The sequence below is a fragment of the Thalassospira sp. Z349TD_5 genome (genome assembly GCF_056173045.1).
Map to the genome: position 1 here is coordinate 4,574,629 of NZ_CM149654.1, position 23,698 is coordinate 4,598,326.

Annotated in this window: 26 protein-coding genes and 1 tRNA gene; 17 read left to right on the forward strand and 10 right to left on the reverse strand. The window is 54.3% G+C overall.

What is annotated here, in order from left to right:
• Positions 1 to 118: 118 nt before the first annotated feature.
• A complete protein-coding gene (locus tag AC0VXT_RS21090; protein WP_475546966.1) occupies positions 119 to 541 on the reverse strand; it encodes a DUF6691 family protein in 423 nt (140 codons plus the stop codon).
• Entirely contained in the window at positions 541 to 981 is a 441-nt protein-coding gene (locus AC0VXT_RS21095; protein ID WP_475546967.1) for a YeeE/YedE family protein, read from the reverse strand. The genes AC0VXT_RS21090 and AC0VXT_RS21095 overlap by 1 nt, the downstream gene beginning before the upstream one ends.
• Before the next feature lie 254 nt (positions 982 to 1,235).
• Here AC0VXT_RS21095 and AC0VXT_RS21100 point away from each other — a divergent pair, with 254 nt between their 5' ends.
• The gene (locus tag AC0VXT_RS21100; protein ID WP_475546968.1) at positions 1,236 to 2,210 is read left to right on the forward strand and encodes a class I SAM-dependent DNA methyltransferase; all 975 of its coding nucleotides are present in this window, start codon (positions 1,236 to 1,238) and stop codon (positions 2,208 to 2,210) included.
• Between the two features lie 77 nt (positions 2,211 to 2,287).
• Here AC0VXT_RS21100 and AC0VXT_RS21105 read toward each other — a convergent pair whose 3' ends face one another.
• The 3 genes from AC0VXT_RS21105 to AC0VXT_RS21115 form a co-directional block, all read right to left on the reverse strand.
• Positions 2,288 to 3,211, reverse strand: a complete 924-nt coding sequence (locus AC0VXT_RS21105; RefSeq protein WP_475546969.1) for a 50S ribosomal protein L11 methyltransferase — start codon at positions 3,209 to 3,211, stop codon at positions 2,288 to 2,290.
• A 270-nt stretch (positions 3,212 to 3,481) separates the two neighbouring features.
• Positions 3,482 to 3,700, reverse strand: coding sequence for a hypothetical protein (locus tag AC0VXT_RS21110; protein ID WP_475546970.1), 219 nt, complete (start codon positions 3,698 to 3,700; stop codon positions 3,482 to 3,484).
• 605 nt (positions 3,701 to 4,305) lie between these two features.
• A complete protein-coding gene (locus AC0VXT_RS21115; RefSeq protein ID WP_475546971.1) occupies positions 4,306 to 5,082 on the reverse strand; it encodes a class II aldolase/adducin family protein in 777 nt (258 codons plus the stop codon).
• Between the two features lie 102 nt (positions 5,083 to 5,184).
• Between AC0VXT_RS21115 and AC0VXT_RS21120 the strand changes: the two genes are divergently transcribed.
• From AC0VXT_RS21120 to AC0VXT_RS21130, 3 genes are all read left to right on the forward strand, one after another.
• Positions 5,185 to 6,141: an NAD(P)-dependent oxidoreductase gene (locus AC0VXT_RS21120; protein ID WP_475546972.1), complete on the forward strand. Its 957-nt coding sequence runs from the start codon at positions 5,185 to 5,187 to the stop codon at positions 6,139 to 6,141.
• Between the two features lie 93 nt (positions 6,142 to 6,234).
• Complete coding sequence (locus AC0VXT_RS21125; RefSeq protein ID WP_101301208.1) at positions 6,235 to 6,906, forward strand: TetR family transcriptional regulator C-terminal domain-containing protein; 672 nt, start codon at positions 6,235 to 6,237, stop codon at positions 6,904 to 6,906.
• Positions 6,903 to 8,072 (forward strand): pyridoxal phosphate-dependent aminotransferase, encoded by a 1,170-nt coding sequence (locus AC0VXT_RS21130; protein WP_475546973.1) that lies wholly within the window; start codon positions 6,903 to 6,905, stop codon positions 8,070 to 8,072. The genes AC0VXT_RS21125 and AC0VXT_RS21130 overlap by 4 nt, the downstream gene beginning before the upstream one ends.
• Before the next feature lie 23 nt (positions 8,073 to 8,095).
• Here AC0VXT_RS21130 and AC0VXT_RS21135 read toward each other — a convergent pair whose 3' ends face one another.
• The 3 genes from AC0VXT_RS21135 to AC0VXT_RS21145 form a co-directional block, all read right to left on the reverse strand.
• A complete protein-coding gene (locus tag AC0VXT_RS21135) occupies positions 8,096 to 8,560 on the reverse strand; it encodes a YtoQ family protein (protein ID WP_276653029.1) in 465 nt (154 codons plus the stop codon).
• A 167-nt stretch (positions 8,561 to 8,727) separates the two neighbouring features.
• A tRNA-Ala gene (locus AC0VXT_RS21140) sits at positions 8,728 to 8,803 on the reverse strand.
• Between the two features lie 99 nt (positions 8,804 to 8,902).
• Positions 8,903 to 9,208 (reverse strand): FYDLN acid domain-containing protein, encoded by a 306-nt coding sequence (locus AC0VXT_RS21145; protein ID WP_022734002.1) that lies wholly within the window; start codon positions 9,206 to 9,208, stop codon positions 8,903 to 8,905.
• A gap of 359 nt (positions 9,209 to 9,567) precedes the next feature.
• Between AC0VXT_RS21145 and aroA the strand changes: the two genes are divergently transcribed.
• From aroA to pyrF, 9 genes are all read left to right on the forward strand, one after another.
• Positions 9,568 to 10,911, forward strand: a complete 1,344-nt coding sequence (gene aroA / locus AC0VXT_RS21150; protein WP_475546974.1) for a 3-phosphoshikimate 1-carboxyvinyltransferase — start codon at positions 9,568 to 9,570, stop codon at positions 10,909 to 10,911.
• Positions 10,912 to 10,971: 60 nt separating this feature from the next.
• Positions 10,972 to 11,616, forward strand: coding sequence for a (d)CMP kinase (gene cmk, locus AC0VXT_RS21155; protein WP_101301200.1), 645 nt, complete (start codon positions 10,972 to 10,974; stop codon positions 11,614 to 11,616).
• Between the two features lie 234 nt (positions 11,617 to 11,850).
• Entirely contained in the window at positions 11,851 to 13,554 is a 1,704-nt protein-coding gene (rpsA, locus tag AC0VXT_RS21160) for a 30S ribosomal protein S1 (protein ID WP_022733999.1), read from the forward strand.
• A gap of 511 nt (positions 13,555 to 14,065) precedes the next feature.
• Positions 14,066 to 14,938, forward strand: a complete 873-nt coding sequence (gene sppA, locus AC0VXT_RS21165) for a signal peptide peptidase SppA (protein WP_475546975.1) — start codon at positions 14,066 to 14,068, stop codon at positions 14,936 to 14,938.
• A gap of 71 nt (positions 14,939 to 15,009) precedes the next feature.
• Positions 15,010 to 15,285 carry an integration host factor subunit beta gene (ihfB, locus tag AC0VXT_RS21170; protein ID WP_028791807.1) on the forward strand — a complete coding sequence of 92 codons (276 nt, stop codon included), beginning with the start codon at positions 15,010 to 15,012 and terminating at the stop codon, positions 15,283 to 15,285.
• A 52-nt stretch (positions 15,286 to 15,337) separates the two neighbouring features.
• On the forward strand, positions 15,338 to 15,484 hold the full coding sequence (locus AC0VXT_RS21175) for a hypothetical protein (RefSeq protein ID WP_475546976.1): 147 nt from the start codon (positions 15,338 to 15,340) through the stop codon (positions 15,482 to 15,484).
• Positions 15,484 to 15,798 (forward strand): LapA family protein, encoded by a 315-nt coding sequence (locus tag AC0VXT_RS21180; RefSeq protein WP_102784630.1) that lies wholly within the window; start codon positions 15,484 to 15,486, stop codon positions 15,796 to 15,798. Before AC0VXT_RS21175 ends, AC0VXT_RS21180 begins: the two co-directional genes overlap by 1 nt.
• Positions 15,799 to 15,914: 116 nt before the next feature.
• Positions 15,915 to 17,390 (forward strand): IS1182 family transposase, encoded by a 1,476-nt coding sequence (locus AC0VXT_RS21185; protein ID WP_475546977.1) that lies wholly within the window; start codon positions 15,915 to 15,917, stop codon positions 17,388 to 17,390.
• A gap of 231 nt (positions 17,391 to 17,621) precedes the next feature.
• Positions 17,622 to 18,344, forward strand: coding sequence for an orotidine-5'-phosphate decarboxylase (gene pyrF, locus AC0VXT_RS21190; protein ID WP_475546978.1), 723 nt, complete (start codon positions 17,622 to 17,624; stop codon positions 18,342 to 18,344).
• Between the two features lie 143 nt (positions 18,345 to 18,487).
• On the opposite strand, the gene AC0VXT_RS21195 is transcribed toward pyrF, so the two are convergent.
• Positions 18,488 to 18,646 (reverse strand): hypothetical protein, encoded by a 159-nt coding sequence (locus tag AC0VXT_RS21195; RefSeq protein ID WP_475546979.1) that lies wholly within the window; start codon positions 18,644 to 18,646, stop codon positions 18,488 to 18,490.
• Here AC0VXT_RS21195 and AC0VXT_RS21200 point away from each other — a divergent pair.
• Positions 18,645 to 19,853 (forward strand): MFS transporter, encoded by a 1,209-nt coding sequence (locus tag AC0VXT_RS21200; protein WP_101301195.1) that lies wholly within the window; start codon positions 18,645 to 18,647, stop codon positions 19,851 to 19,853. The two genes, AC0VXT_RS21195 and AC0VXT_RS21200, sit on opposite strands and share 2 nt — an antisense overlap.
• Positions 19,854 to 19,925: 72 nt before the next feature.
• Here the strand turns inward: AC0VXT_RS21200 and AC0VXT_RS21205 are convergent, their stop codons facing one another.
• The gene (locus tag AC0VXT_RS21205) at positions 19,926 to 20,729 is read right to left on the reverse strand and encodes a TSUP family transporter (protein WP_475546980.1); all 804 of its coding nucleotides are present in this window, start codon (positions 20,727 to 20,729) and stop codon (positions 19,926 to 19,928) included.
• 237 nt (positions 20,730 to 20,966) lie between these two features.
• On the opposite strand from AC0VXT_RS21205, the gene mutM reads away from it, so the two are divergent.
• From mutM to rpsT, 3 genes are all read left to right on the forward strand, one after another.
• Complete coding sequence (mutM, locus tag AC0VXT_RS21210; RefSeq protein ID WP_101301192.1) at positions 20,967 to 21,806, forward strand: bifunctional DNA-formamidopyrimidine glycosylase/DNA-(apurinic or apyrimidinic site) lyase; 840 nt, start codon at positions 20,967 to 20,969, stop codon at positions 21,804 to 21,806.
• 223 nt (positions 21,807 to 22,029) lie between these two features.
• A complete protein-coding gene (locus AC0VXT_RS21215; RefSeq protein ID WP_475546981.1) occupies positions 22,030 to 22,806 on the forward strand; it encodes an enoyl-CoA hydratase in 777 nt (258 codons plus the stop codon).
• A gap of 186 nt (positions 22,807 to 22,992) precedes the next feature.
• Positions 22,993 to 23,253, forward strand: a complete 261-nt coding sequence (gene rpsT / locus AC0VXT_RS21220) for a 30S ribosomal protein S20 (protein WP_101301188.1) — start codon at positions 22,993 to 22,995, stop codon at positions 23,251 to 23,253.
• Positions 23,254 to 23,698 lie beyond the last annotated feature (445 nt).

The following is a 23,698-nucleotide window of genomic DNA, read 5'->3' on the forward strand; positions in this document are numbered from 1 at the left end:
CAAAGACAAGTCCGATCCTGCGAGATTTCAGACAATTTTTAATCAGAAATGCGAAACCACCCGGCTTTGGGCGCGGGCGGTTGCACGGTCTGTCGTCACTTGGGTCTGTAAGTGTTGTTTAGTTCAGGCGGCTAACACGACAGATGACCATCCCGACCAGCATCGCAGCGACGAAAATGATGGTATCGGTTTGACCAAACGCCAGCGCGCTGATCGCAGGCCCCGGACAATAGCCGACAAGTCCCCAGCCAGTGCCAAACAGCAGGCCCCCAACGATAAGCTTTCGATCAATCTTGCGATTGGTTGGAAGCCCCATTTTGCCACCACACAGTGCTTCGTCGCGGTTCTTGGCAAACTGGAAAAACGGTATGGCAACGATCAATCCGCCCCCCATAACAAAGGCAAGGCTCGGGTCCCAGCCGCCATCGGCGATGGCCCAGATGTCAAGGAATCCAAGAACCTTTTGCGGGTCAATCATGCCGGAAATATAAAGCCCCGTACCAAATATCGCACCGCATAACAGGGAAACAAAAATACGCATCACAGGCCCCCGATCAGATGGCGGGTGACAAGCACGGTTACAAAACCGGCCCCCATGAACGACACAGTGGCAACAAGAGAACGCATTGAAAACCGCGACAGACCGCAAATGCCATGGCCGCTGGTGCAGCCGCTGCCAAGTGTGGTGCCAAAGCCAACCAAAAGACCGCCAATCACAATGATTGGCATCGGGCTTGTGACCAGGCTGGTGGCCGTGATCGGGGATGCGATCAGCAAAAGAAATGGACCGGCAATCAATCCGATCACAAAGGCAAGCCGTTCAAAGGTTGCCGAACCGGTGTCATTGCTGCCACGTCCGAGCAAGCCACCAACGATGCCGCTGATCCCGGCGATGCGGCCATTGAGCAAAAGATACATGCCTGACGCCAAACCAATCAGTCCGCCGCCAATCAAAGCAGAAACGGGGGTGAAATTTTCCATTTCGATATCCGTTGTGAAATCCTTTATATTAAAATATGCGCAATAATTAATTTGTCAACTCGAAGAGGCAACGTTGATAATAAAAAGTCAGAATTCTGAGGCATCAAAAGGCGTGAGCCTAACGTGTGTGAAGTCCGCATTTGATGATGATCTATTACCCATCTTGCCAAAGCCCGGAAATTGGCAGATATAGCGACATACGGTTGAGGCGCCGCGTGCATTGTGCTGCGGTCTTTTCGGATTTCAAAATAGAGATGAGCACAGATCGTCTGTTGGCCAGTCGGCGACTTGATGTTGCCCTGGCCTTGGTTGCGCAGGGCGATTACGCTGCTGCTGCCGAAGTGGCACAAGCGGCAATTTCGGCTGATGCAAGGTGGGACGAAGCCCACTTTACCCTTGGCGACATCTATGAGCGCGCGGGTGAGGCCGAAAACGCCATTGAGGCATATCGTCAGTATCTTATTCTTGATCCGATTGACCGTATGGGTGGCGAAGTGCGCCTGACCCTTTTGGGGGCGGCTGCGATGCGGGACCGTTTGCCGCCTGACTACGTGCGCGCATTGTTTGATGATTATGCGCCGCGCTTTGAAATCAGCCTGCGCGATCGCTTGTCCTATCGGGGTCCTGAACTGTTGTTTGAAGCAGTTCGCGAGCAACTCGATGCGATGGCAGGCCCGATTGAGGTTCTTGATCTTGGCTGTGGTACCGGGCTTGTCGCAGAAGTCTTTGGCGGTGCGGTCAACATGATTGATGGTATTGACCTGTCACCACGTATGATCAACCGTGCACAGGCCAAGGGCCTGTATCGGACCCTGATTGCCGGGGATATCACCGCAATGCCCGACGCGCTTGGGACCGGCTATGGTTTGGTGGTGGCGGCCGATGTTCTGAATTACCTTGGTGATCTTGCGCCCGCGTTACGCGCGGCACATGCGCGCATGAAACCGGGTGGGCTTATGGTCTTTAGCTTGGAGCACGGGGATGTCTTCCCCTATGACCTTGGACCCGGCCAGCGGTTCCGTCATCACGAACGGGCCATGGATGAATGGCTGCGTGAATGCGGCTTTGCTGTTCTGTCCGATGCCTATGGAACCTTGCGCCAGGAAAAGGGAAATCCGGTTGAAGGTCGCATCATGGTGGTCCGCGCAATCGACGGGCTGGACCTTTTGGCGGGCGATGTTGCGCAATTGCGCGAACAAGACTTGCTGATCACGCAAACGGTTCATTGATCTGGCCCTTCGAAACGTAAACCGAAACACCTTAACCCGCAGCCTTTGGTTGCGGGTTTTGAGTATGGGTTCAGACCCTAGTTCTCGATGGGGATTCCGCGAATGACGCTGACTTCGTGATAGAGATCGACATGCGGGTCTTTTTCGATCAGGCGCTGCGCGTCCGTGGCTGAAAGCGGGTGTGTGCCATCCGGGTCAGCATAGAATTTGCAGACAAGCTGTTTTTCAAGGTCAGTCCCGCATAGGGCCTTTTCGAGGGCTACAAAGAACGAAATATCTGTGCCGACATGTTGGTGCACGATTTTCGACGCAAGCTTTTCAGGACGATATCCATTGGCCTCAAAGCATTCAAAAATGATGTCCGATCCGATGCGGCAACCGAAATTCATCACGACCTGTGCCTTGGGTGCATGCTGACGAATGCGGCGCAACAGTGCTTCGTTCAATCCCAACCCAACAGAGTTGTAGGGATATTCGTCAAAAGCGGTCCACGGGTAATAATGCGCGATGTGATCTTCGGCTTGTGTATCTGCGCCGTCGGGAAGTTCGACAGACTGTGCCTTGCGGAAGGCTGTCAGGCGCAGGTCGTTTGGTTCACCAACTTGCGGGATGCAGGCAATCACCACATCGGTTTTGGTGATTTTGCTACGTGCGTCGTCCGTATCGATAAGGCTGACGCTGCCGTGGACGGGCTCAAAATGTTCGGCGTGTTGCGGCGATAAGCTGCGAAGATTGCGCTCGGCCAGCATGACAAGACGCGGATCAAGATCGCTGCCATAGGCACGCGCTGCGCCACAGGTGCGCAAAATAAATGCGAGGTTAACACCCGTGCCAACACCGACCTCATAGACGGTTTTGCCCTTAAGGTCCGCCCGTTCAAGCCCTGCCTGAAAAGTCTGTGTCCACGGATCATCTGGATCGAAGGCGAAATCTGGTGCCTCGGGTTCTGTGCCTTGCTTTCGATGACATTCGGCGGTGTCGTTGGCAGGGTCTTCAAACATAATGCTTCCTGTTGTGTGCGCATCAACCGGTCGTGGGTTGAGGCGGGAAAGCGATCGTCATGGGCGAAACCACCACATCGCACAGGCATAAAAGGCGTAGCGGACCCTTGCGGCTGTCAGCGATGGCCGACAGTCCTGTGCCGAAACGGCCGATACGCAAGAACCTTATTTTCGTCGCCGCTAAATAGCCGCGACCTGACGCCTTTGGACGTCTAAAAAGGAAGTTTGGCCGGGGTCTATGCCCGGCACAGGCGGGGCTTAGAATTGTCTTTAATTGATCGTGGCAAATTGGCGAAGAATGCTTGCCAGTTGGACATCGTCAGCCAGATCGCCAAGCGAAACAGACAGGCGTGCACAATCACAGTCCGAGCCAACCAGAACATTCAGTGGCACATTGCTGTCTTTCCGTCCAATGAGCGCCTGCATGATGCGCAGGACAGTCGGGGCTGGGGACAAACCGTTGCAATCGATTGTGTTTGAGTCTTGCATGCCATGTTCTCCTTGTCTGGCGAGTAGGAACGTCGGCGAACCGCCCAAAGACGTTGGTGTCATGTCGGTGCGGTTAATGTTCCTTTGCTCCGGCGGAGCCACGCAAACAGGAACACGTTCGACCAATGTGCAAACCCGGGCAAAGGGCAACGTCGGCAGTGGATATCTCGTGTGACAGGAAACCCTGTCTTGCCACTGCTTTGCCCACCGGGCGGTCATAAGGGCCAATTTTGTCAATTAACCCGTTTTGGTTTTTAAGCTCTTGCGCATTACACCTGCCGTGCATCGGCACAAGGTGCTGTATTCAAATGCGATAGGTTTGGAATCGGCGTTTTTCAGATGTCCCAAACCGGCCCCAAAACATGCCGATATGTAATCAGCCTGACCGTTGTTGAGATCAATGGTATGGAGGTGCTGGGTGGGTGTCAAGGACGTATTTGATTACAATTTATGCATTTCAATCATTAGATTAAATTTTAATCACTCATGACCCATGGTCACGTCATGCTCTGCGGCGCACAAAACAACGGGCGCATTATGTTGCGGCGCACCTATCTTTTCCTGCGGAGTTGGGGTGCAGAAAAATTACCAGCGGGTTTCAGGGCCTAGTCCCGAAAGCCTCGATCAAGTCGATCAGCAAGGCGCATCTGTGCGTCCCATTCAAGAAGCAGGTCACCATCATCATAGGCCATCTGGCCAAATTGTTCGGAGACCCGCTTTATGATCGCGTCATCGATTTTTTTAAGGGGGCGGCCCATGGACAGGGCCGATTCCTGAATCTCGCACGCCCGGTTGAGGTAAAACATGTTCGAAAACATCTGTCCGGCGGTCTCGCCAACTGTCAGAAGGCCATGGTTTCTCAGGATCAGGGCGACGTTGTCGCCAAGTGTGTCAACGATCCGGCCGCGCTCGTCAAGGTCAAGTGCGATGCCTTCATAATCGTGATAGCCGACCAGGCTGTAATACTGCAGCGCGATTTGGCTCAGCGGCAGCAGTCCTTCTTCAAGGCATGACACTGCGAATCCTGAACGCGTATGTGTATGCATCACCCATGCCGCACTGTGGCGGCCCATATGAACCGCGCTATGGATCGTGAATCCTGCCGGGTTTACCCGGTGTGGCGAGGCGTCGATTTTATTGCCATCGACATCGATTTTAACCAGCGATGAAGCGGTAATTTCCTCCCACATAAAACCGTAAGGATTGATCAGAAAATGCCCCGGCTCACCCGGTACGCGCGCCGAGATATGGGTGTAGATGGTGTCGGTCATCTTGTAATGGGCGGCAAGCCGGTAACAGGCGGCAAGTTCAATGCGGGCCTGCTTTTCAGCGTCGCTCATCGGGGCTTTTGCTCCGGCTTCTTTCTGATTGGCGCTCTGCATCTTGTCCTCACCTGATTTGATCAAACGGCTTTACTCTTTGGTATACACTTGTTTAACTGAGGTTGGAGCATTTGCGCAAACTTTCTTTGGGGACTTTTCTTTATGGCGACCGCCGAGCGGATTTATGGTGTTCTTTTAAGCGAAACGATGGATCTAAAAACGTATTATTCGCTCGATTTCGGGGGTGCGGCCCCCGACGTTTGTCTGCTGAACCCTGACGAGGTCACCCGCCCCGAAGACATTCGTTTTGCGGCATGCTGGCTGCCCGGGACAGATGCCTTTGCGCCATATCCCAATCTGGAAATGGCGATGTCGGTTGGCGCGGGTGTTGATGCGTTGCTCAATCATTCTGGTCTTAACAAAGACGTTGCAGTTTGCAGGGTCCGCGATCCGCATCAGGCCCACTTGATGGCAGGTTATGCGGTGCATGAAGTTGTCCATTTTGAACGTGAGTTTCCCCAAATGGCACGCAATCAGGTGGCAGCAAACTGGGATCCTTTGCCAATCCGCGCCCCTGCCGACCTTAAAGTTGTCGTGTTGGGCAATGGGTCGATGGGGGCGGCCATTGTGCGTGCCCTTGTGGCGGTGGGATTTGCGGTATCCGTCGCCTGCCGCCGCCCGCCAGAGGACCCGATTGCGGGCGTTACCTATTTCACCGGGGATAATTCCGTTGCCGAATCGGTCGTGGGCATGAATGTGGTGATCAATACCTTGCCCCTGACGACCCATACCGAAAACGTCCTGAACGCCAATTTATTTAGCAGGCTGGCCAAGGGAGCCTGGCTTGTGCAGATCGGTCGGGGCGAACATCTTGCGGAGGCAGATTTTATCGCCGCCCTTGAAAGCGGACAGCTGAGCGGCGCAACTTTGGACGTATTTCGCACCGAACCCCTGCCAGCCGACCATCCATTCTGGCAAGATCAGCGGTTGCGTATCACCCCGCATATCGCAAGCGACACAATGCCCCATATTGTGTCTGAGCAGGTCTTGCTGTCTGCCCGGGAGCTGTTGTCGGGCGCGCCGCTTAGTCTGTCGGTCAATCCGGCGCAGGGATATTAGAATTGCGCCAGCCTTGATTATCTTCTGTAATTAATCAATTGTATAATAAATGACAGATCGACACGCGATCCGCACGCCATTCGGAAACAGGTGATGAGCAGAAAAACTTTCCAGCGTCTTTCCCTTGATGACCGCCGCCGTTCTTTGATGGAGGCGACACTGACATGTGTTGCCCGCCATGGGCTGCATGGTGCGACCGTGCGCCGGATTACCGAAGAAGCCGGGGTGACGGTGGGCTTGGTGCGGCATTATTTCGGCAATAAAGACGATATGATCCGAAATGCTTATGCCTATCTCGTCGGCCAACTCACCGCACAGGCCAGCGAAAGTGCAAAACACACGGTGGCGGCCCCTGAAACACAGTTGGCGCGGTTTCTGCGCGCAAATATGACGACGCCCAATATGTCCGAGGAAAAAGTATCACTTTGGGCGACATTTATCGGGCGCGTCCGTCATGACGCAGACTTCGCGGAAATTCATCGTGACGGATATCGTGAGTTCCTCAATGTCCTTGAAACCTTGATCGAGCCTGTTCTGATCAACCATCAACGCCCGCACAGTATTGCCGCCTGCAAGCGCCATGCGATTGCGCTGAATGGTTTGATTGATGGTCTGTGGATGGAAGGAGCCCTGAATTCCGGCCTGTATGGTCAGGATATTCTGCCCGACTTGGTGATTGAGGCCAGTGAGCGCCTTCTTGGAATTCCGTCCGGCGTGCTTGCCAATGCTCAACCGTCCCAGCAACCACAAAGTGAAGTCTCATGAAATATGCCGCAATTACCGACCGTCTCGCCGAACTTGGGGGTGCGAAATGGGCTGTCCACAATGCCGCGCGTGACCGCGGGGCAGCGGGCGAAAAAATCATCGAGCTGACGATTGGCGAGCCCGACATTCCGATTGATCCGGCTTTGATCGACGCGTGCGAAGCCTCCATGCGGCGCGGTCGCACCCATTATTCCAATGGCCGTGGCGAGGATGGGTTGATCGGTGCCATTGTCGATAAATACAAACCCTGCTGGCCCGATATCGCACCGGACAATGTCCTGTGCTTTCCGGGCACCCAGACTGCCCTTTATACCGTGATCACGGCACTGGTCGATGCGGGGCAGGGTGTTCTTGTCGGCGATCCTTATTATGCGACCTATGCCGGGATTATCCGGGCATCGGGTGGGGTGCTTCAACCCGTTCCGCTGGGCATTGAGAATGGCTTCATCATGCAGCCGGGTGACCTGCGTGCGGCGGTTACCAAAGACAGCCGGGTTTTGTTGCTCAACACCCCGCACAATCCATCTGGTGCCTTGCTGGATCGCACGACACTCGCTGACCTTGGTAAAATTGCCTGTGAGCATGATCTTTGGATTGTTTGTGACGAGGTTTATGAGGACCTGATTTTTGACGGCACCTTTGCCTCCCCGCTTGAAATCGACGCATTGCGGGGGCGCACAATTGTCGTGTCCTCGATCTCGAAAACCTTTGCCGCCACAGGGTTCAGAAGCGGCTGGGCGGTTGGCCCTGCGGAACTTTGCACCAAGGTTTTGCCGATTTCTGAAACCATCCTGTTTGGCAATCAGCCGTTTATCGCCGATATGACCGAGGTGGCGCTGCGCGGGAATTTCGATACTGCCGCGCGGATGCGCAAAAGTTATGCGTCCCGCGTCGATCTGATCGAAACCGAGCTTTCCGGTTGCCCGCACCTCAAGCCCGGCAAGGTATCGGGGGGCATGTTTGCCATGATTGACGTCGGTGCGACCGGGCTTGACGGCGAAGCATTCGCATGGGGTCTGCTGGATGAGCAGAAAGTCGCCGTCATGCCCGGTGCGTCTTTTGGTGAAAACGCCAAAAACCTGATCCGCGTGGCCCTTACCGTACCTGATGAGGACCTTCGCGAAGCCACGCGGCGCATTCGGGCGTTTGCCGAAGCAAAGTCATAGAAAGAATTACTCGGGGTCTGACCCTATGACTTTGGCATGTCACCGCGGATGATATAGGCCAGTGCATCAACCACTTGTTCAGGCTCGCGCGCAACACCGTTGGCGGCAGCGTCAACTTCTTTAAGGGCGTGATCATGCTCGGTCGGATGCAGCGTAATATACGGGATGCCCAAGGCCGCCGCCTGGCCGGCATCAAAGGCAGCATTCCATTGCTTGTATTTCTCGCCAAAGCGGATGATCGCGATGTCAGCACCGGCCAGCAAGCTCTTGGTGCGCATGGCGTTGAGTTGTGCGCCTTTACGGTCGTGCCAGAATTTATTGTCCTCTGGCCCAAAAATGGCCACCCCGCAATCATCTGAATCTTCATGTACCGTGATCGGGGCTACCAGTTCCACCGGAAGATCCAATGCCTTAACGCCCGTCGCGATACGTTCGCGCCAATCGCTGTGAATTTCACCCGACAAATAGACGGTCCAAACCATGCTCATCGTGTTCTCCCTGTTTGATTATCATGATGGGGTGAATTGCCCCACTGATGTGCTGATGATGCATGTTAGTGCATGATCGGCATTTCTTCCATGGGGTGGGGGAACAGATGCCAGTCAAATAAGCCCCGAAACGACAAAACCCGTCGCCAAAGGCAACGGGTTTTGAATGGTGGAGCCGATCAGGATCGAACTGACGACCTCTACAATGCCATTGTAGCGCTCTCCCAACTGAGCTACGGCCCCACTTTGTCCGCGTCGCAACAAAACCAAGGTTTGGGCTGCGGCGCGGCGCATATTTAGAAGGTTCACCAAATATTGGCAAGACCTATTTTCAAAAAAATCTTAGCGATCATCATCGTTTGATTCGACGTGCTCGTAGACTTCTCCGAGATCATCGTCATCTTCACCAAGATCAGATGCATCTTCAAGAATGTCGTCGTCGACATCCACATCATCATTGTCATCAAGATCGTTGACGTCATCGACATCTTCGTCTTCTTCAGGTGCCGGTTTGGCAACCGCGGCTTTCTTGACCTTTGTCACGCCATCTGGCGTAGCGCATTTGGGGCAGATGACCGGGGTACGATTCAAATCGTAATATTTGGTACCGCAGGCGAGGCAGTGACGTTTCTTACCGCGTGCTGACATTACGGCAAATCCTCTTAATTACCGTGATCTTCGAAGAGTATGGCTGTTAAGCGCAAGGTGCTGCGAAGCTGCGCGTATCATCATGTCTAAGAAGCCCAATTGCCATCTTGTTGCCGCCTTGTCAAAAGGAAATTACGCTATTTCCCGTTCACTGTGACGATGATGGAATTCTGCTTCATAAATGGTGTAATTCACCTGTCAAAATTTGGGTTCGATACTGGTGCGTTACAATTGCCTGTGCTAGAGCTTTGCTCCGGTGATTGAATGGCTCGTGAGCGCTAAAACCAAGGCTGCAGCGCGATGCTTTTTCAAGTTGGCCCACAAATGATGATCAAATCGTTACTGACAGGTATGGCTCCATGAGTTCTTCGCAGACCAAACGCCCGCTTTCATCGGCCAAAACAGGTCCGATTTCAGGCGATATCCGGGTTCCGGGTGATAAATCGATTTCCCACCGGTCCTTGATGTTTGGGGGTCTTGCGATTGGCACGACCAAGGTCACCGGCCTGCTCGAAGGTGAAGACGTTCTGGCAACGGCAGACGCCATGCGCAAACTGGGTGCGACCGTCACCCGCGATACCGATGGCACATGGCATGTGACCGGGGTCGGTGTTGGTGCACTTCGCGAACCCGATAGTGTGATTGACATGGGCAATGCCGGGACTGGCATTCGTCTGATGGCGGGCATTGTTGCGACCCATCCGATCACGACCTTTTTCACCGGCGATGCGTCGCTGTGCAAACGCCCGATGGGCCGTGTGGCTGATCCGCTGGCCGAATTTGGTGCGAAATTCATTACCCGTGATCGCGGCCGCCCGCCAATGGCCGTGATTGGCACGGATGAGGCAAAGCCGATCACCTACACATTGCCAATGGCATCCGCCCAGGTGAAATCGGCCGTGATGCTGGCGGGGCTCAATACCACCGGCACAACCACCGTGATTGAGCCCAAACCATCACGTGATCATACCGAACGCATGTTGCGTCATTTCGGGGTCGATGTGGATGTGAAGGTCAATGATGACGGTGGGCGTACGGTGAGCCTGACGGGGCCTGCTGAAATGAAGGCAGCTGATATTGTCGTTCCGACTGATCCCAGCTCGGCAGCATTCCCGCTGGTCGCGGCCCTGATCCATCGGGACTCAAACGTGACCATTCGCGATGTATGCTTGAACCCGCTGCGCACCGGTTTGATTACCACCCTGATTGAAATGGGCGGCGACATCACGATCACCAACGAACGCGAAGAAGCCGGTGAAACCATCGGTGATCTTGTCGTGACCGGTAAAAATCGTCTGCAGGGGATTGTTGTTCCGGCAGATCGCGCACCGTCGATGATTGATGAATATCCGGTCCTTGCTGTTGCTGCGGCCTATGCGGAGGGTGAAACCCGCATGTGCGATCTTGAAGAACTGCGCGTGAAAGAATCGGATCGTCTGGCGGCTGTTGCGGCGGGGCTTGAGGCCAACGGCGTTATTCACCGGATCGAAGGCGATGATTTGATTGTGACGGGCGGGGCAGTTCCGGGCGGTGGCTTGGTTGAAACCCATCTTGATCACCGGATCGCAATGTCGTTCCTGGTGCTTGGTCTTGGGGCTGAAAAACCGGTTGCGGTGGATGACGCCAACCCGATTGCCACAAGTTTCCCAAGCTTTGAAAAGCTGATGGGTGACATGGGCGCAAAATTTGCGCTGCATTCCTGATCAATCTGACCCAATATAGAGAGCAACTATATAATCAGGTACACACAGGGAGCGAAGCAAATGATCATCGCCATTGATGGGCCGGCAGCATCCGGCAAGGGGACTTTGGCGCGTCGAGTCGCGGACGCAATGAACTATGCTTACCTTGATACCGGACTTTTATATCGCGCAACCGGCGCAAAAGTTTTGGCCCAAAAAGCCGACCCTGCGGATGAGGCAATTGCGGTTAAAGTGGCCGAAAACCTCAAGGCGGATGATTTATCCGGCGATGCGTTGCGGAGCGAAAAGGTCGGGACCGCTGCCTCAAAAGTTGCAGCAATTCCAATGGTTCGCGCGGCACTTCTTGATTTTCAGCGCCGTCTTGCCACTACCCCGCCGGACGGCAAACGCGGGGCTGTTCTGGATGGTCGCGATATTGGAACGGTTGTTTGTCCCGAGGCCCCAATCAAGTTTTATCTGACCGCTTCGGTCGAAGAACGTGCAAACCGTCGGTTCAAACAGTTGCAGGAAAAAAATCCCGCTGCTATATACGAGCGCGTTCTTAAAGAGCTTGAAGAACGGGATGCCCGAGACAGTGCCCGCGATGTCGCACCGCTCAAGATGGCAGAAGACGCAATCCACATTGATACGGACCGTCTGAATGCCAACGCAGTGTATGACGCCGTTATGGCACATATCCACACTCATATGAGTGCGGATGACTGATCAAAGGGCGTTTTAACCGTCAGGCGATGAACGATCCCGAGGTGCCGGTCATATGACCTGTCCCTAAGGTGAACGACTTGTGCGTTCACCTTTTCGCGTATGGAAGGTTCGCCTTTTATATCTGTCCGGGTTTGGACGTTGACTGACACGATCGCCGCGATGTTGCGGCAAAGACCACCGGATACAACCGGTTGGCCAGAATATAGTGACGATACTCGAAAGGAAGTCTGGTTTATGACCACCGCTGAAGAAGCACAATTCTCAACTGGCGAAGATTTTGCCGCCCTGCTGGCCGAAACCCTTGGTTCTGAAGACGAAGGTTTTGTCGGTCGCGTGATGACCGGTTCGGTCGTCAAGAAAACTGACGATGACGCAATCGTTGACGTTGGCCTCAAATCCGAAGGTCGCGTTCCGCTTAAAGAATTTGGTACCGGCGAAGTAAACATTGGCGATACCGTCGATGTCTATGTTGACCGTTACGAAAACAAAGATGGCCTGATCGTTCTGTCGCGTGAAAAAGCGCGTCGCGAAGAATCCTGGGTCGAGCTTGAAAAACAGTTCGCCGAAGGTAAACGCGTTGACGGCACCATCTTTGGTCGCGTTAAAGGCGGCTTTACCGTTGACCTGTCGGGCGCCGTGGCATTCTTGCCGGGCAGCCAGGTTGACATCCGTCCGGTACGTGACGTTACCCCGCTGATGAACAACCCGCAGCCGTTCCAGATCCTGAAAATGGATCGTTCGCGCGGGAACATCGTGGTATCGCGTCGTGCAGTTCTCGAAGAGACCCGTGCTGAACAGCGTGCTGAGTTGATCCAGAACCTCCAGGAAGGTCAGGTTCTTGACGGCGTTGTCAAAAACATCACCGATTACGGCGCATTCGTCGATCTTGGTGGCGTTGATGGCCTGCTGCACGTTACCGACATTGCTTGGAAACGTATCAACCATCCGTCAGAAGCCCTTCAGATCGGCCAGACTGTTAAAGTCCAGGTTATCCGCTTCAACAGCGAAACCCAGCGTATCTCGCTTGGCATGAAGCAGCTTGAAGCTGATCCGTGGGAAGGTGTCGAAGCCAAATACCCGGTCGGTTCGAAATTCGAAGGCCGTGTTACCAACATCACCGATTACGGCGCATTCGTCGAACTCGAAGCTGGTGTCGAAGGTCTGGTCCACGTTTCCGAAATGTCCTGGACCAAGAAAAACATCCACCCGGGCAAAATTGTTTCGACCTCGCAGGAAGTCGAAGTCATGGTGCTCGACGTTGATGCACAGAAACGTCGTATCTCGCTTGGTCTCAAGCAGTGCACCTCGAATCCTTGGGATGCCTTCGTTGCAGCCCATCCGGTCGAGTCTGAGATCGAAGGCGAAGTCAAGAACATCACCGAATTCGGTCTGTTCATTGGCCTGCTCGGCGGCATCGACGGTATGGCTCACCTCTCGGACCTGTCATGGGACCGCGCTGGTGAAGAAGTCATCAAAGAATACAAAAAAGGTGACGTCGTCAAAGCCAAGGTTCTTGACGTTGACGTTGAGAAAGAGCGTATCTCGCTCGGCATCAAACAGCTTTCGGGCGATCCGTTCAAAGAAGCTGTCACCGGCATTAAACGTGGCGAAGCTGTCACCTGTGAAATCACCGAAGTTAACGACGGTGGCATCGAGGTGTCTGTTGGCGACACCGAGCTGAAAGGCTTCATCCGTAAAGTTGAACTGGCGCGTGAGCGTTCAGAACAGCGTCCGGAACGCTTTGCAGTTGGTGAAAAAATCGACGCACGTGTTACCGCGATCGATGCCAAAACCCGCAAAGTCAGCCTCTCGGTCAAGGCTCTTGAAGTCGCTGACGAGAAAAAAGCAATGGCGGATTACGGTTCGGCAGACAGCGGTGCATCGCTCGGCGATATTCTCGGCGAAGCTCTGCGCAAGAAACAGGAAACCGGCGAATAAGCCAGCTTCCGACAAAATACGATCTGCACATTGTGTGGATCGAAAAGACGGGTCGCGCAGTGCGCGGCCCGTTTTCTTTTGTGCTTTTGGTACTTTTTCCCGGTCCCTGATTTCCAGTATTTGACCTACCGGCTTTCGCGCAATTCTGTGCTTTAAGCACCCAGCCAGATTCTCTTCTCCCTCTTCCTCATCCTGCGGGTTCAACCCGTCATCACTGTTTCTGTCTGCTGGCAAACGCACTGGCATGCATGCGAAACGCCACTGAAAACTGTATATGGTCTTCAATTTTGCCGCTCATTTCGGGGGAATGGGCAGGCAAAGGTATAATTTCGCGAAATTTTTGATTTTAAACGCTTTTTGTTCTTGCCTTCTGTGCCGAGAAAAACCATTTGAAAAGACAGGTTTTGCGGGACACTCCCCGTAAGTGATTGATTGAACAATTAGAACTGGGGCACCGTCCATGGCACTCGATGCCGATATCCTTCTTGATCGACGTTGACTGAAAAAATCGGTGTTTCGCTGGCGGGTTGTTGCCGCGATTGCGGTGCTGGCCGTAATCCTGATTGGTCTGGCTGGAACCGGTCTGAACAAGGGCGTGTTTGGCACGCTTGGACCCCGGATTGTCGAGGTCACGATCGAAGGTGTGATTACCGAAGACCCGTATCTTCTGGATGCGCTGGCCGCTGTTGAAGAAGACTCGGACGTTGTCGGGGTGATTGTCCATATCAACAGCCCCGGCGGAACGATGGTTGGCGGCGAAACACTTTTTGAGGCGCTGCGCCGTATCGGTGAAACCCGTCCCATCGTTGCCGAGATGGGAACCGTTGCCGCATCAGGCGGTTATATGACGGCGATTGCTGCGGATCATATTGTTGCACGTCGCGGAACGGTCACGGGCTCGATTGGGGTGATTTTCCAATCGATGAACTTTACCGGAACGCTTGAAAAGCTTGGTGTGGAGCCGCTGACGGTTAAAAGTGGTCCGCTCAAAGCCGTGCCCAATCCGTTTGAGCCAACAGACGATGCCGCACGAACGGCGATGCAGAGCCTGATTTCCGACATGTTTGACGTGTTTGTCAGTATGGTGGCCGAACGACGTGATCTGCCGATGGATACTGTCAGAACCTTGGCAGACGGGCGTGTCTATACCGGACAACAAGCGCTTGCCAATGGGCTGATTGATGAAATCGGTGGCCGTCGTGAAGCTGTGCGCTGGCTTGAAGATAAAGCTGGTGTCACGACCGAAGCGGAGATTGTGCCGCTTGAAATTGAGTACCCGGACGACGATCTGATGACCACGGTTCTTGAGGGAAGTCTCGGAAAAGTGCTGTCATCTGAGGGGCTTAAACTTGACGGTTTGCTGACGGTCTGGCAACCTCAATAAGAGTTTCCTGATAGGATGATCTAATCCGTGGTTGAGTGAGACTGTTAGAACGAACAGGATGGGGCCTGGAAATGACGAAATCAGAACTGATTGCCCGCCTTGCTGAAATGAACCCGCATCTGTATCAGCGAGATGTCGAACGGATTGTTGCGACGATCTTTGATGAAATCACCGACGCACTTGCCCGCGGAGACCGGGTCGAGCTTCGCGGTTTTGGTGCCTTTTCCGTCAAGCATCGCGACGCACGCGTCGGGCGCAATCCGCGCACCGGCGACGCAGTCCCGGTTGGCGAGAAAAAAGTGCCCTATTTCAAAACGGGTAAACAGCTTCGCGAACGTTTGAACTGATTTTTCCATGTGACCGACGAACGTGACTTTGGTCATGAACCATAGGACAGGGATGCCTGTGCTGTTGGGGGGCATGGCTTTTGTCTGGTTCTTGCCCCATACTACCGGTCTGACCCTCAAACGTGACCTGCAGCTGGTCTTGAATGCGCGTACTCAAATGCAGATGACGCACATCGACCAGCACAAGGAGCTTAAGTAATGCGCGTCCTCTACTGGATTATTGCCATCCCGATTGCGGTTCTGATTGCGGTTTTCGCCGTATCGAACCGGGCTGCTGTGACATTGTCCCTTTGGCCACTGCCCTTTGAGCTTGAATTGCCGCTGTTCTTGCCGATCATGGTTGCCTTGTTGGTCGGACTGGGCATTGGTCTGGCATATGAATGGCTTGTGCATGGCAAACATCGTCGTGCCGTACGTCGCATGGACAGCGAACTTAAACGGGTCAAGGCCGAGGATGAAACGCCAAAAGCCGATCACCCAAAATCGGACCACAAGGCGCTTGGCCACAGCTAAGATCGTCTCAGGTCCTCACATCAAAGGGTTCCATCAGAGCCTGTGTGAAAACAGGCTTCCCAAGCGTTGTCTGATTTGAGAAACTGCCCGGAGGATGAATTTCGGGCAGTTTTTTTATGTCAGGCTTTATCGAAGGAACCAGTCGCGAACAGGGAACACTTTTCCCGGACCGGCTTGATGATCTTGTTGCCGATGACAATGGGGTGCGGGTGATTGATGCCTTTGTCTCGGCCCTTGATCTACAGGCACTGGGTTTTGTCCGGGTGCAGCCAAAGGCGACAGGTCGTCCGGGCTATCATCCTTGCGTTCTTCTGAAATTGTATCTGTATGGCTATCTGAACCGTTTGCGTTCGAGCCGGGGGCTGGAACGCGAATGCCACCGCAATATCGAACTTTTGTGGCTGCTGGACCGTTTGGCCCCTGATTTCAAGACGATTGCCGATTTCCGCCGAACGAACCGGGAGGGGATAGGCCGGGTTTGTCGCAGTCTTGTGCTGTTTCTGCGCGGGGAAGGGCTGATCGCGGGTCAGTGCCTGGCCGTGGACGGATCGAAATTCCAGGCAGATACCAGTCCGCAAAAAGTCTGGACGAAGTCACAGCTTCAAAAGCGGATCGCCGATATTGACCGGCAAATATCGGACTATCTCGCAGAGATGGACGCCATTGACCATAGCCAGAATGCTACGGATGGCCCGTCGGACACCCCGTCGGACGTCCCGGGCGGCACAGGAGGTAAAACAGGTGATGTGCGTGCAACCCTTGCAAAGTTGCGCGCGCAGAAAGCCGATCTGGCCCAGTCGGTGCTTCTGATGGACGAGATGGGACAGACACAGGTGGTTATCGGAGATGGGGATGCCCGGATCATGCGATCAGGCAAAGGCCGGATTGTCGGCTACAATCTTCAGTCTGCGGTCGATGATGCCCACGGGCTGATCGCTCATCATGAAGTGACACAGGCGACATCGGACCAGAATGAATTGCATCGGGTCGCCAAAGCAGCAAAGGACGTGCTTGAGCGCACAAAGATAGATATTCTGGCCGATGCGGGCTATGCCGATGCAGAGCAGATCGCGGCCTGTGACGAAGATGGCATCACCGCTTTTGTTCCCCATCCTCGCTCACGTAACACGCATGGTGATTTCTTTGAAAAGTCCGACTTCGACTGGGATGCAGCCAAGCAGCATTATATCTGTCCGGCAGGAAATGTCCTGTCCTTCGAGAATGCCTCGCGCAAGAACCAGAGCGCCAATTACGTGGCCGATCCGAAGGATTGCGCCGCCTGTGCGCACAAATCCCGTTGCACCAAAGTTGACCGGCGACGGGTCAGCCGCCATTTGCTTGAGGGGCCCCTCGAGCAAACGGCCCAACGCATGGCGGACCATCCCGAGGCGATGACACGACGAAAATCCCTTGTCGAACATCCGTTTGGCATTCTCAAACACATGATGGGAACACCGAGGTTCCTGTGCCGGGGCTTGCCTGCGGTCAAGGCAGAAATGGCCTTATCCGTCACAGCTTTCAATCTCAAGCGCGCCATCAACATCCTCGGGGCAAAAAACATCATCGAAAGGCTCTTGCTCGCCCCCGTATGAGGAAAACACACACAGTTTATGAAAAACCCCGCTACAGGAGCAGCGGGGTTTTGACACAGGCTCATCAGGGGCCCTTTTTTTATATTGACCGCGCGACATGGCATGGCCCCATGCATCCCTGTTGTCCTATTTGACATTGGCCTTTTGAGCTAAATCGGCTAAGTCATGTCTGGTCCCGTTTGATGATTGTGGACCAACGCCCGCATCAAACCCCGCAGGAGGACACCCAGCATGGCCCAGAGCATTTCCCCCAAAGACCGTATCTTTTGCGCGATTGATACAACCGATCTTGATCATGCGATTGAACTGGCCTCAAAGCTTTCGGGCGTGATTGGCGGGGCAAAGCTCGGCAAGGAATTCTTTGCCGCTCACGGACCACAGGGTGTGCAGGCTGTTGCCAAAGTGGGCATGCCGATCTTTTTGGATGTGAAATATCATGACATCCCCAATACGGTGGCCGGTGCCATTCGCGCGGTAACGCCGATGGGGCTTAAAATTGTCAATGTCCATGCCGCAGGCGGGATTGAAATGATGAAACGTGCTGGCGAAGCCGCGCGTGAAACAGCGGCGAAGGCCGGTGTGGATGCCCCATGGGTAATTGCTGTGACAATCCTGACCAGTATGGATCAGCACGATCTTGATGATGTCGGGCTCAAAGGGCCGATTGACGAACGTGTCGTCAAACTGGCCGAACTTACTCAAAAATCCGGGTTGGACGGGGTTGTCTGTTCGGCACGTGAAATTACTTCTGTACGTGCGGCCTGTGGCCCTGACTTCAAGCTGATTACACCGGGTATTCGTCCGGCGTGGGCCGCAAGTAACGATCAGAAGCGTGTTGTCACCCCGGCCGATGCGGTTGCCATGGGCAGTGACGTGCTGGTGATCGGCCGCCCGATCACCAAGGCCGATGATCCGGTTGATGCCGCACGTCGGATTGTTGCCGAGGTATCTTGAGAACTCTCAAATCTCAAATGCAGAAGGCCCGATGTCAATTCGGGCCTTTTTAATGAGCAGATGATCTGGTGGACCAATCGCCCATTGAGCAACTAACCCATTGCCGCCACTCCAAACACTCCCACCCCCATACGACCTGCTGATTATGCTGCATAGCGCCATGCGATTTTCGCGATGGTCACATTGGGCGTAATTAGAGACAATTGAATCGTTTCAAAAAACCGTGCAAGATGGCTATCTCGCACTTGCACAAAACGCGATGAGCGCTCCAGGCCATCACGTTTCACTGGATATTCAGACATGGCTGCTGCTTCTGCCCGTTGGGGTTTGCTCGGGAACTTCCCGATTCTTGCGCTTGCGCTTGCATCTTTTGGCATCGGGACCACCGAATTTGTCATCATGGGACTTCTACCCGACGTCGCACGTGATCTTGCTGTCAGCATTCCAGATGCCGGGTTGCTGGTGACGGGCTATGCTCTGGGTGTGACATTTGGTGCGCCGTTTCTGGCGATTGCAACGGCACGCATGGACAGGCGCCGGGCGCTGTTGCTGCTGATTGGCATCTTTATCGTTGGCAATTTGCTGTGTGCGATCGCGCCAGATTACTGGTTGCTGATGGCCGCCCGCGTGATCACGGCCTTTTGCCACGGGGCCTTCTTTGGCCTTGGCGCGGTCGTCGCATCAAACCTTGTATCGCCGCAAAAGCGCGTACAGGCCATCGCCCTGATGTTTTCGGGTTTAACCCTTGCCAACGTGCTGGGTGTTCCGTTTGGAACCGCACTGGGTCAGGAACTTGGCTGGCGGTCAACTTTCTGGGCGGTTGTTGGCATTGGCGTGTTTGCCGCCATTGCGCTTTATTTTGCCCTGCCGCGCAAAATTGCCGCCTCAACCGGCAGTCTTCTGGCCGAGGCAAAATCGCTTGGTAAGCCGCAAGTCCTGTTTGCCATGCTGATCAGTGTTTTGTCGGCTGCCAGCTTGTTCAGTGTCTTTACCTATATCACCCCGATGTTAAACGAAGTTACCGGCCTTGCTCCGCGTCAGGTGACCTACGTCTTGTTGTTGTTCGGGGTGGGGCTGACGGTGGGCAACTATGTCGGGGGACGTTTGGGTGACTGGCGTCTGATGCCGGCCATTATCATTGCCTTTGTCATGCTGATTGGTGTTCTGGCTGTCTTTAGCGAAACCCTGACCTCCTTCGTTCCGGCTGTTATCACGGTGATGGTGTGGGGGATTGTTGCCTTTGCGCTGGTCTCCCCGCTTCAGATGCGCGTGGTAAGCGAAGCCTCCGACGCGCCTAATTTGGCCTCTACCCTTAATCAGGGTGCTTTTAATCTGGGCAATGCTGGTGGGGCTTGGTTTGGCGGACTGGCGATCACGCACGGGGTTTCCTATCAACACCTCCCATGGCTTGGCGCGGTGATTGCGGTGCTGGCCTTGATGTTTGCCATCTGGAGCCATCTGCTTGACCGTCGCGCCGAAGTCTTTGTCGAAAGCGGTGCAAGCGCCTGATACCGAAACACCTCAAAACAAAACCCGTCAGCCTGTTGGTTGACGGGTTTTTCATTGGGGTAGTGCCAAGGATCATCCGATCCACTGATACACCTGATCCCATGTTTGGCTAAGTGTCGGGCCATACTGATCAATGATCAGTTTGATCGAAATCGCGATGGAGGTGACAACAAGCAGCGGACGCACAAGGCGCGCGCCGACCTTCATCACCATGTGCGATCCGATCTGTGCGCCGATCAATGCACCAACTGCCATCACCAGACCAATGACCCAGACGACTTCACCCCCGGCGATGAACATGACAAGGGACGCAAAGTTCGATGTAAAGTTCAGGACCTTTGTGTGCGCAGTGGCCTTGGTCATGTTGAAACCAAGCAACGCGACAAAGGCGATGGAAAAGAACGACCCTGTACCCGGCCCAAAGAACCCGTCGTAAAATCCGATGCCAAATCCGGCCGTAAAGGCAAAGGCACCTTTGCTGATCATTTGGTGCGCATCTATGTCCCCGACACGTGGGGAGAACAGGAAATAAAGCGCAATCAGGATCAAGAGACCCGGCAGGATCGTCATCAGAATGCCGGGATCAAGCATCTGAACCAGAACGGTGCCCAGAGCCGATCCGGCAAAGGTCAGTGCAATCGCCAGCACCATATCACGCGGATCGACATGGCCTTTGCGAATGAAGCTAAACGATGCGGAAAAGCTCCCAAAGCTTCCTTGCAGTTTGTTGGTCGCAAGTGCCTGTGCCGGGGTTATCCCCGCCCACAGCAGGGCCGGGATGGTAATCAACCCGCCACCACCGGCAATCGAATCGACAAAGCCGGCAAGGGCGGCGACGGCAAACATGATCAAGAGAAGGTCGAAACCAAATTCCATCGTTTGAAATTCCATATTGTGGGGCGGCGGTCAGGAGAGCCTGACGGACATTATGTTAAAGTCAGTGTGAATAATCCGCGCCATCATAAGAGCTTTGGCACCGGCGTCTATTGTAAGAATGACGCGCGTTCTGGTGTGAGGGGCTTGATGTTGTAAAACCACACGCTGACGCAGCTTGCCAATCATCGGACCGGCATCTAGATATGGTATCCGCTTTGTTAAAGATTGAGGACGCAGATGCCCGAATTGCCAGAGGTCGAAACAGTTACCCGTGGTCTGACCCCCGTGATGGAAGGCCATGTTATTGACCATGTGGTGCAACGTCGGCCCAATCTGCGGTTCCCTTTCCCGGAGAACTTCGTCGACCGGATGGCCGGGCGCAAGGTGGATCAGCTGACCCGTCGGGCGAAATATATTCTGGGCTATCTTGATGACGGGCAGGTTTTGCTGATCCATCTGGGCATGTCCGGACGCATGACAATCCATGATGACCGGACTGCCGCGGTGCCTGCACCTGAAAAACACGATCATGTTGATTTTGTTATGCAAGGTGGTGCGGTCGTACGCTTTACCGATCCAAGGCGCTTTGGGGTGATTACCCTGATTGCCGCTGATGAGGTGACCAGTCATAAAATGCTGGCGGGCATTGGGCCTGAACCCCTTGGTAATGCATTTAACTCAGCGGTCTTGGCGGCCGGGATCGCCAAGCGCGCCAGCCCGATCAAAACCGTGTTGCTGGATCAGAAGCTGGTGGCGGGGCTTGGCAATATATATGTCTGTGAAGCCCTGTTCCGGTCGGGCATTGCGCCGAACCGTTTGGCAAAGGACCTCAAGCTTGCGGAAATCGACCGTCTGTACCGTGAAATCAGACTTGTGCTTGAAGATGCTATTCTTGCGGGCGGATCAAGCCTGAAGGATCATCGTCAGGCCAATGGCGAGCTTGGCTATTTTCAGCATAATTTCCGGGTTTATGGCCGCGAAGGCGATGGTTGCAACGCGCCGGAATGTGACAGCACCATCGAACGCATGGTGCAGGCCGGGCGTTCAACATTCTTCTGCCCGACCTGTCAGCGATAACATCCTCGCAGGCGACGCATCGTTCTGCCCTGTGTGTGCCCGCTTTGGCAAGTGGGGACAGGGTGTACTGGTTTCTTTGTGGAGCCACCTGAAATATACCCATCCATACAGACGTCCGGTTGCGATCTGCCGTTAAAATCGGTAAAACAGTATCAAAATATGGTTTCAAGCAAATCGGCCCCGAAAAATGCGGGTCTTGATTGCGACAAAAGGATCTTAAGGCATGACATACGAAAACATCATCGCGGAGAAAAAGGGCAATGTCGGGCTGATCACGCTCAACCGTCCCAAGGCGCTGAATGCGCTGTGCGCGGCCTTGATCGATGATATCGGCGCTGCACTTGATGATTTCGAATCCGATGACAACATCCGTGCCATCGTCATTACCGGATCGGACCGGGCCTTTGCGGCCGGTGCCGACATCAAGGAAATGGCTGATTACGACTATATGGATGTCTATAAAAACGACTTCATCACCAAAGGCTGGACCCGTGTCGCAAGCTGTCGCAAGCCGACCATTGCGGCGGTTGCCGGATTCGCACTCGGCGGTGGCTGCGAAATGGCCATGATGTGCGACATCATGCTGGCTGCCGATACCGCAAAGTTCGGTCAGCCGGAAATCACCATTGGCACCATTCCCGGTGCGGGCGGAACCCAGCGTCTGACACGCGCGGTTGGCAAAGCCAAGGCCATGGAAATGTGCCTGACCGGTCGGATGATGGATGCCGAGGAAGCCGAGCGTGCCGGACTGGTGGCCCGAATCGTGCCGGCCAACTCGCTGATGGATGAAGCCATGCAATTGGCCGAAAAAATCGCCTCCTTCTCGGGGCCGGTATCGATGAAGGTCAAGGAATCGGTCAACAAGGCCTATGAAATGACCCTGACCGAAGGGCTGATGTTCGAACGGCGTGAGTTCCATTCGACTTTCGCGCTTGAAGATCGCGCAGAAGGCATGAAAGCCTTTGTGGAAAAGAGAAAAGCTGATTTCAAGCACCGTTGATTGTGCCGGGATCGTTATAAGTTGACCCCTGATTCCACGGCTGCATATCTGTATTGCAGCCCCAAAGACTCCTAAGCCGCAGAAAATGAGGCGCTAGGACGGTATCGGGGGTTGACGAGGGGTGCGCCCGGCGCTATAAGCCGCGCTCCGAATTACGTAACATTTGTTTGAAGAGACAGGTTCGCAATGGCTCACCATAAATCGGCCAAGAAGCGCATTCGCCGCAACGCCGCCCGTGCAATCGTTAACGGTGCACGTATCGGCCGTATTCGTACCTACGTTAAGAAGGTCGAAGCTGCGCTGAACGTTGGCGACAAAGATGCTGCTCTGGCTGCGATGCAAATCGCTGAGCCGGAAATGGCGCGTGGCGCACAGCTTGGCGTTCTGCATAAGAACACCGCTGCTCGCAAGGTTTCGCGTCTGACTGCACGCATTAAAGCGCTTTAATTTATCCCTTACGGGATGGCGAGTCGAAGGCCGCACCTCTGGTGCGGCCTTTTCGCTGCCCGGATTTCGGTGAATCACCTTTTGTTCCATGATTCCGCTTGCGCAAAAAACCGCAGGAATCAAGGACCGTTTTGGTCCCGAAATCCTTTTAACGTTCTGTTAAAGATCGCCTTGCCTGATGTGGGTCGCATCAGTACAGTGTTGCGACTTCGCAGGCCGCGCAAAGCGGTCCGTGACGAAGAACCAAAAAACAAAAGGCGCGAGTACGCTTCCAGGATAGTGCGGAAGACCAGCGTGTTGATCACAAACGTGATGAACGCGGTGCAGTACTGTTTTGTCTTTTGCAGTCTTGTTGGTGTTGAAATTGGGATAGCGGGGAAAGGTTCTAACAGTGCAGCACGCCGCAAGGGGAACGCAATCAGCTCTCGGACAGACCAGTGGGGGG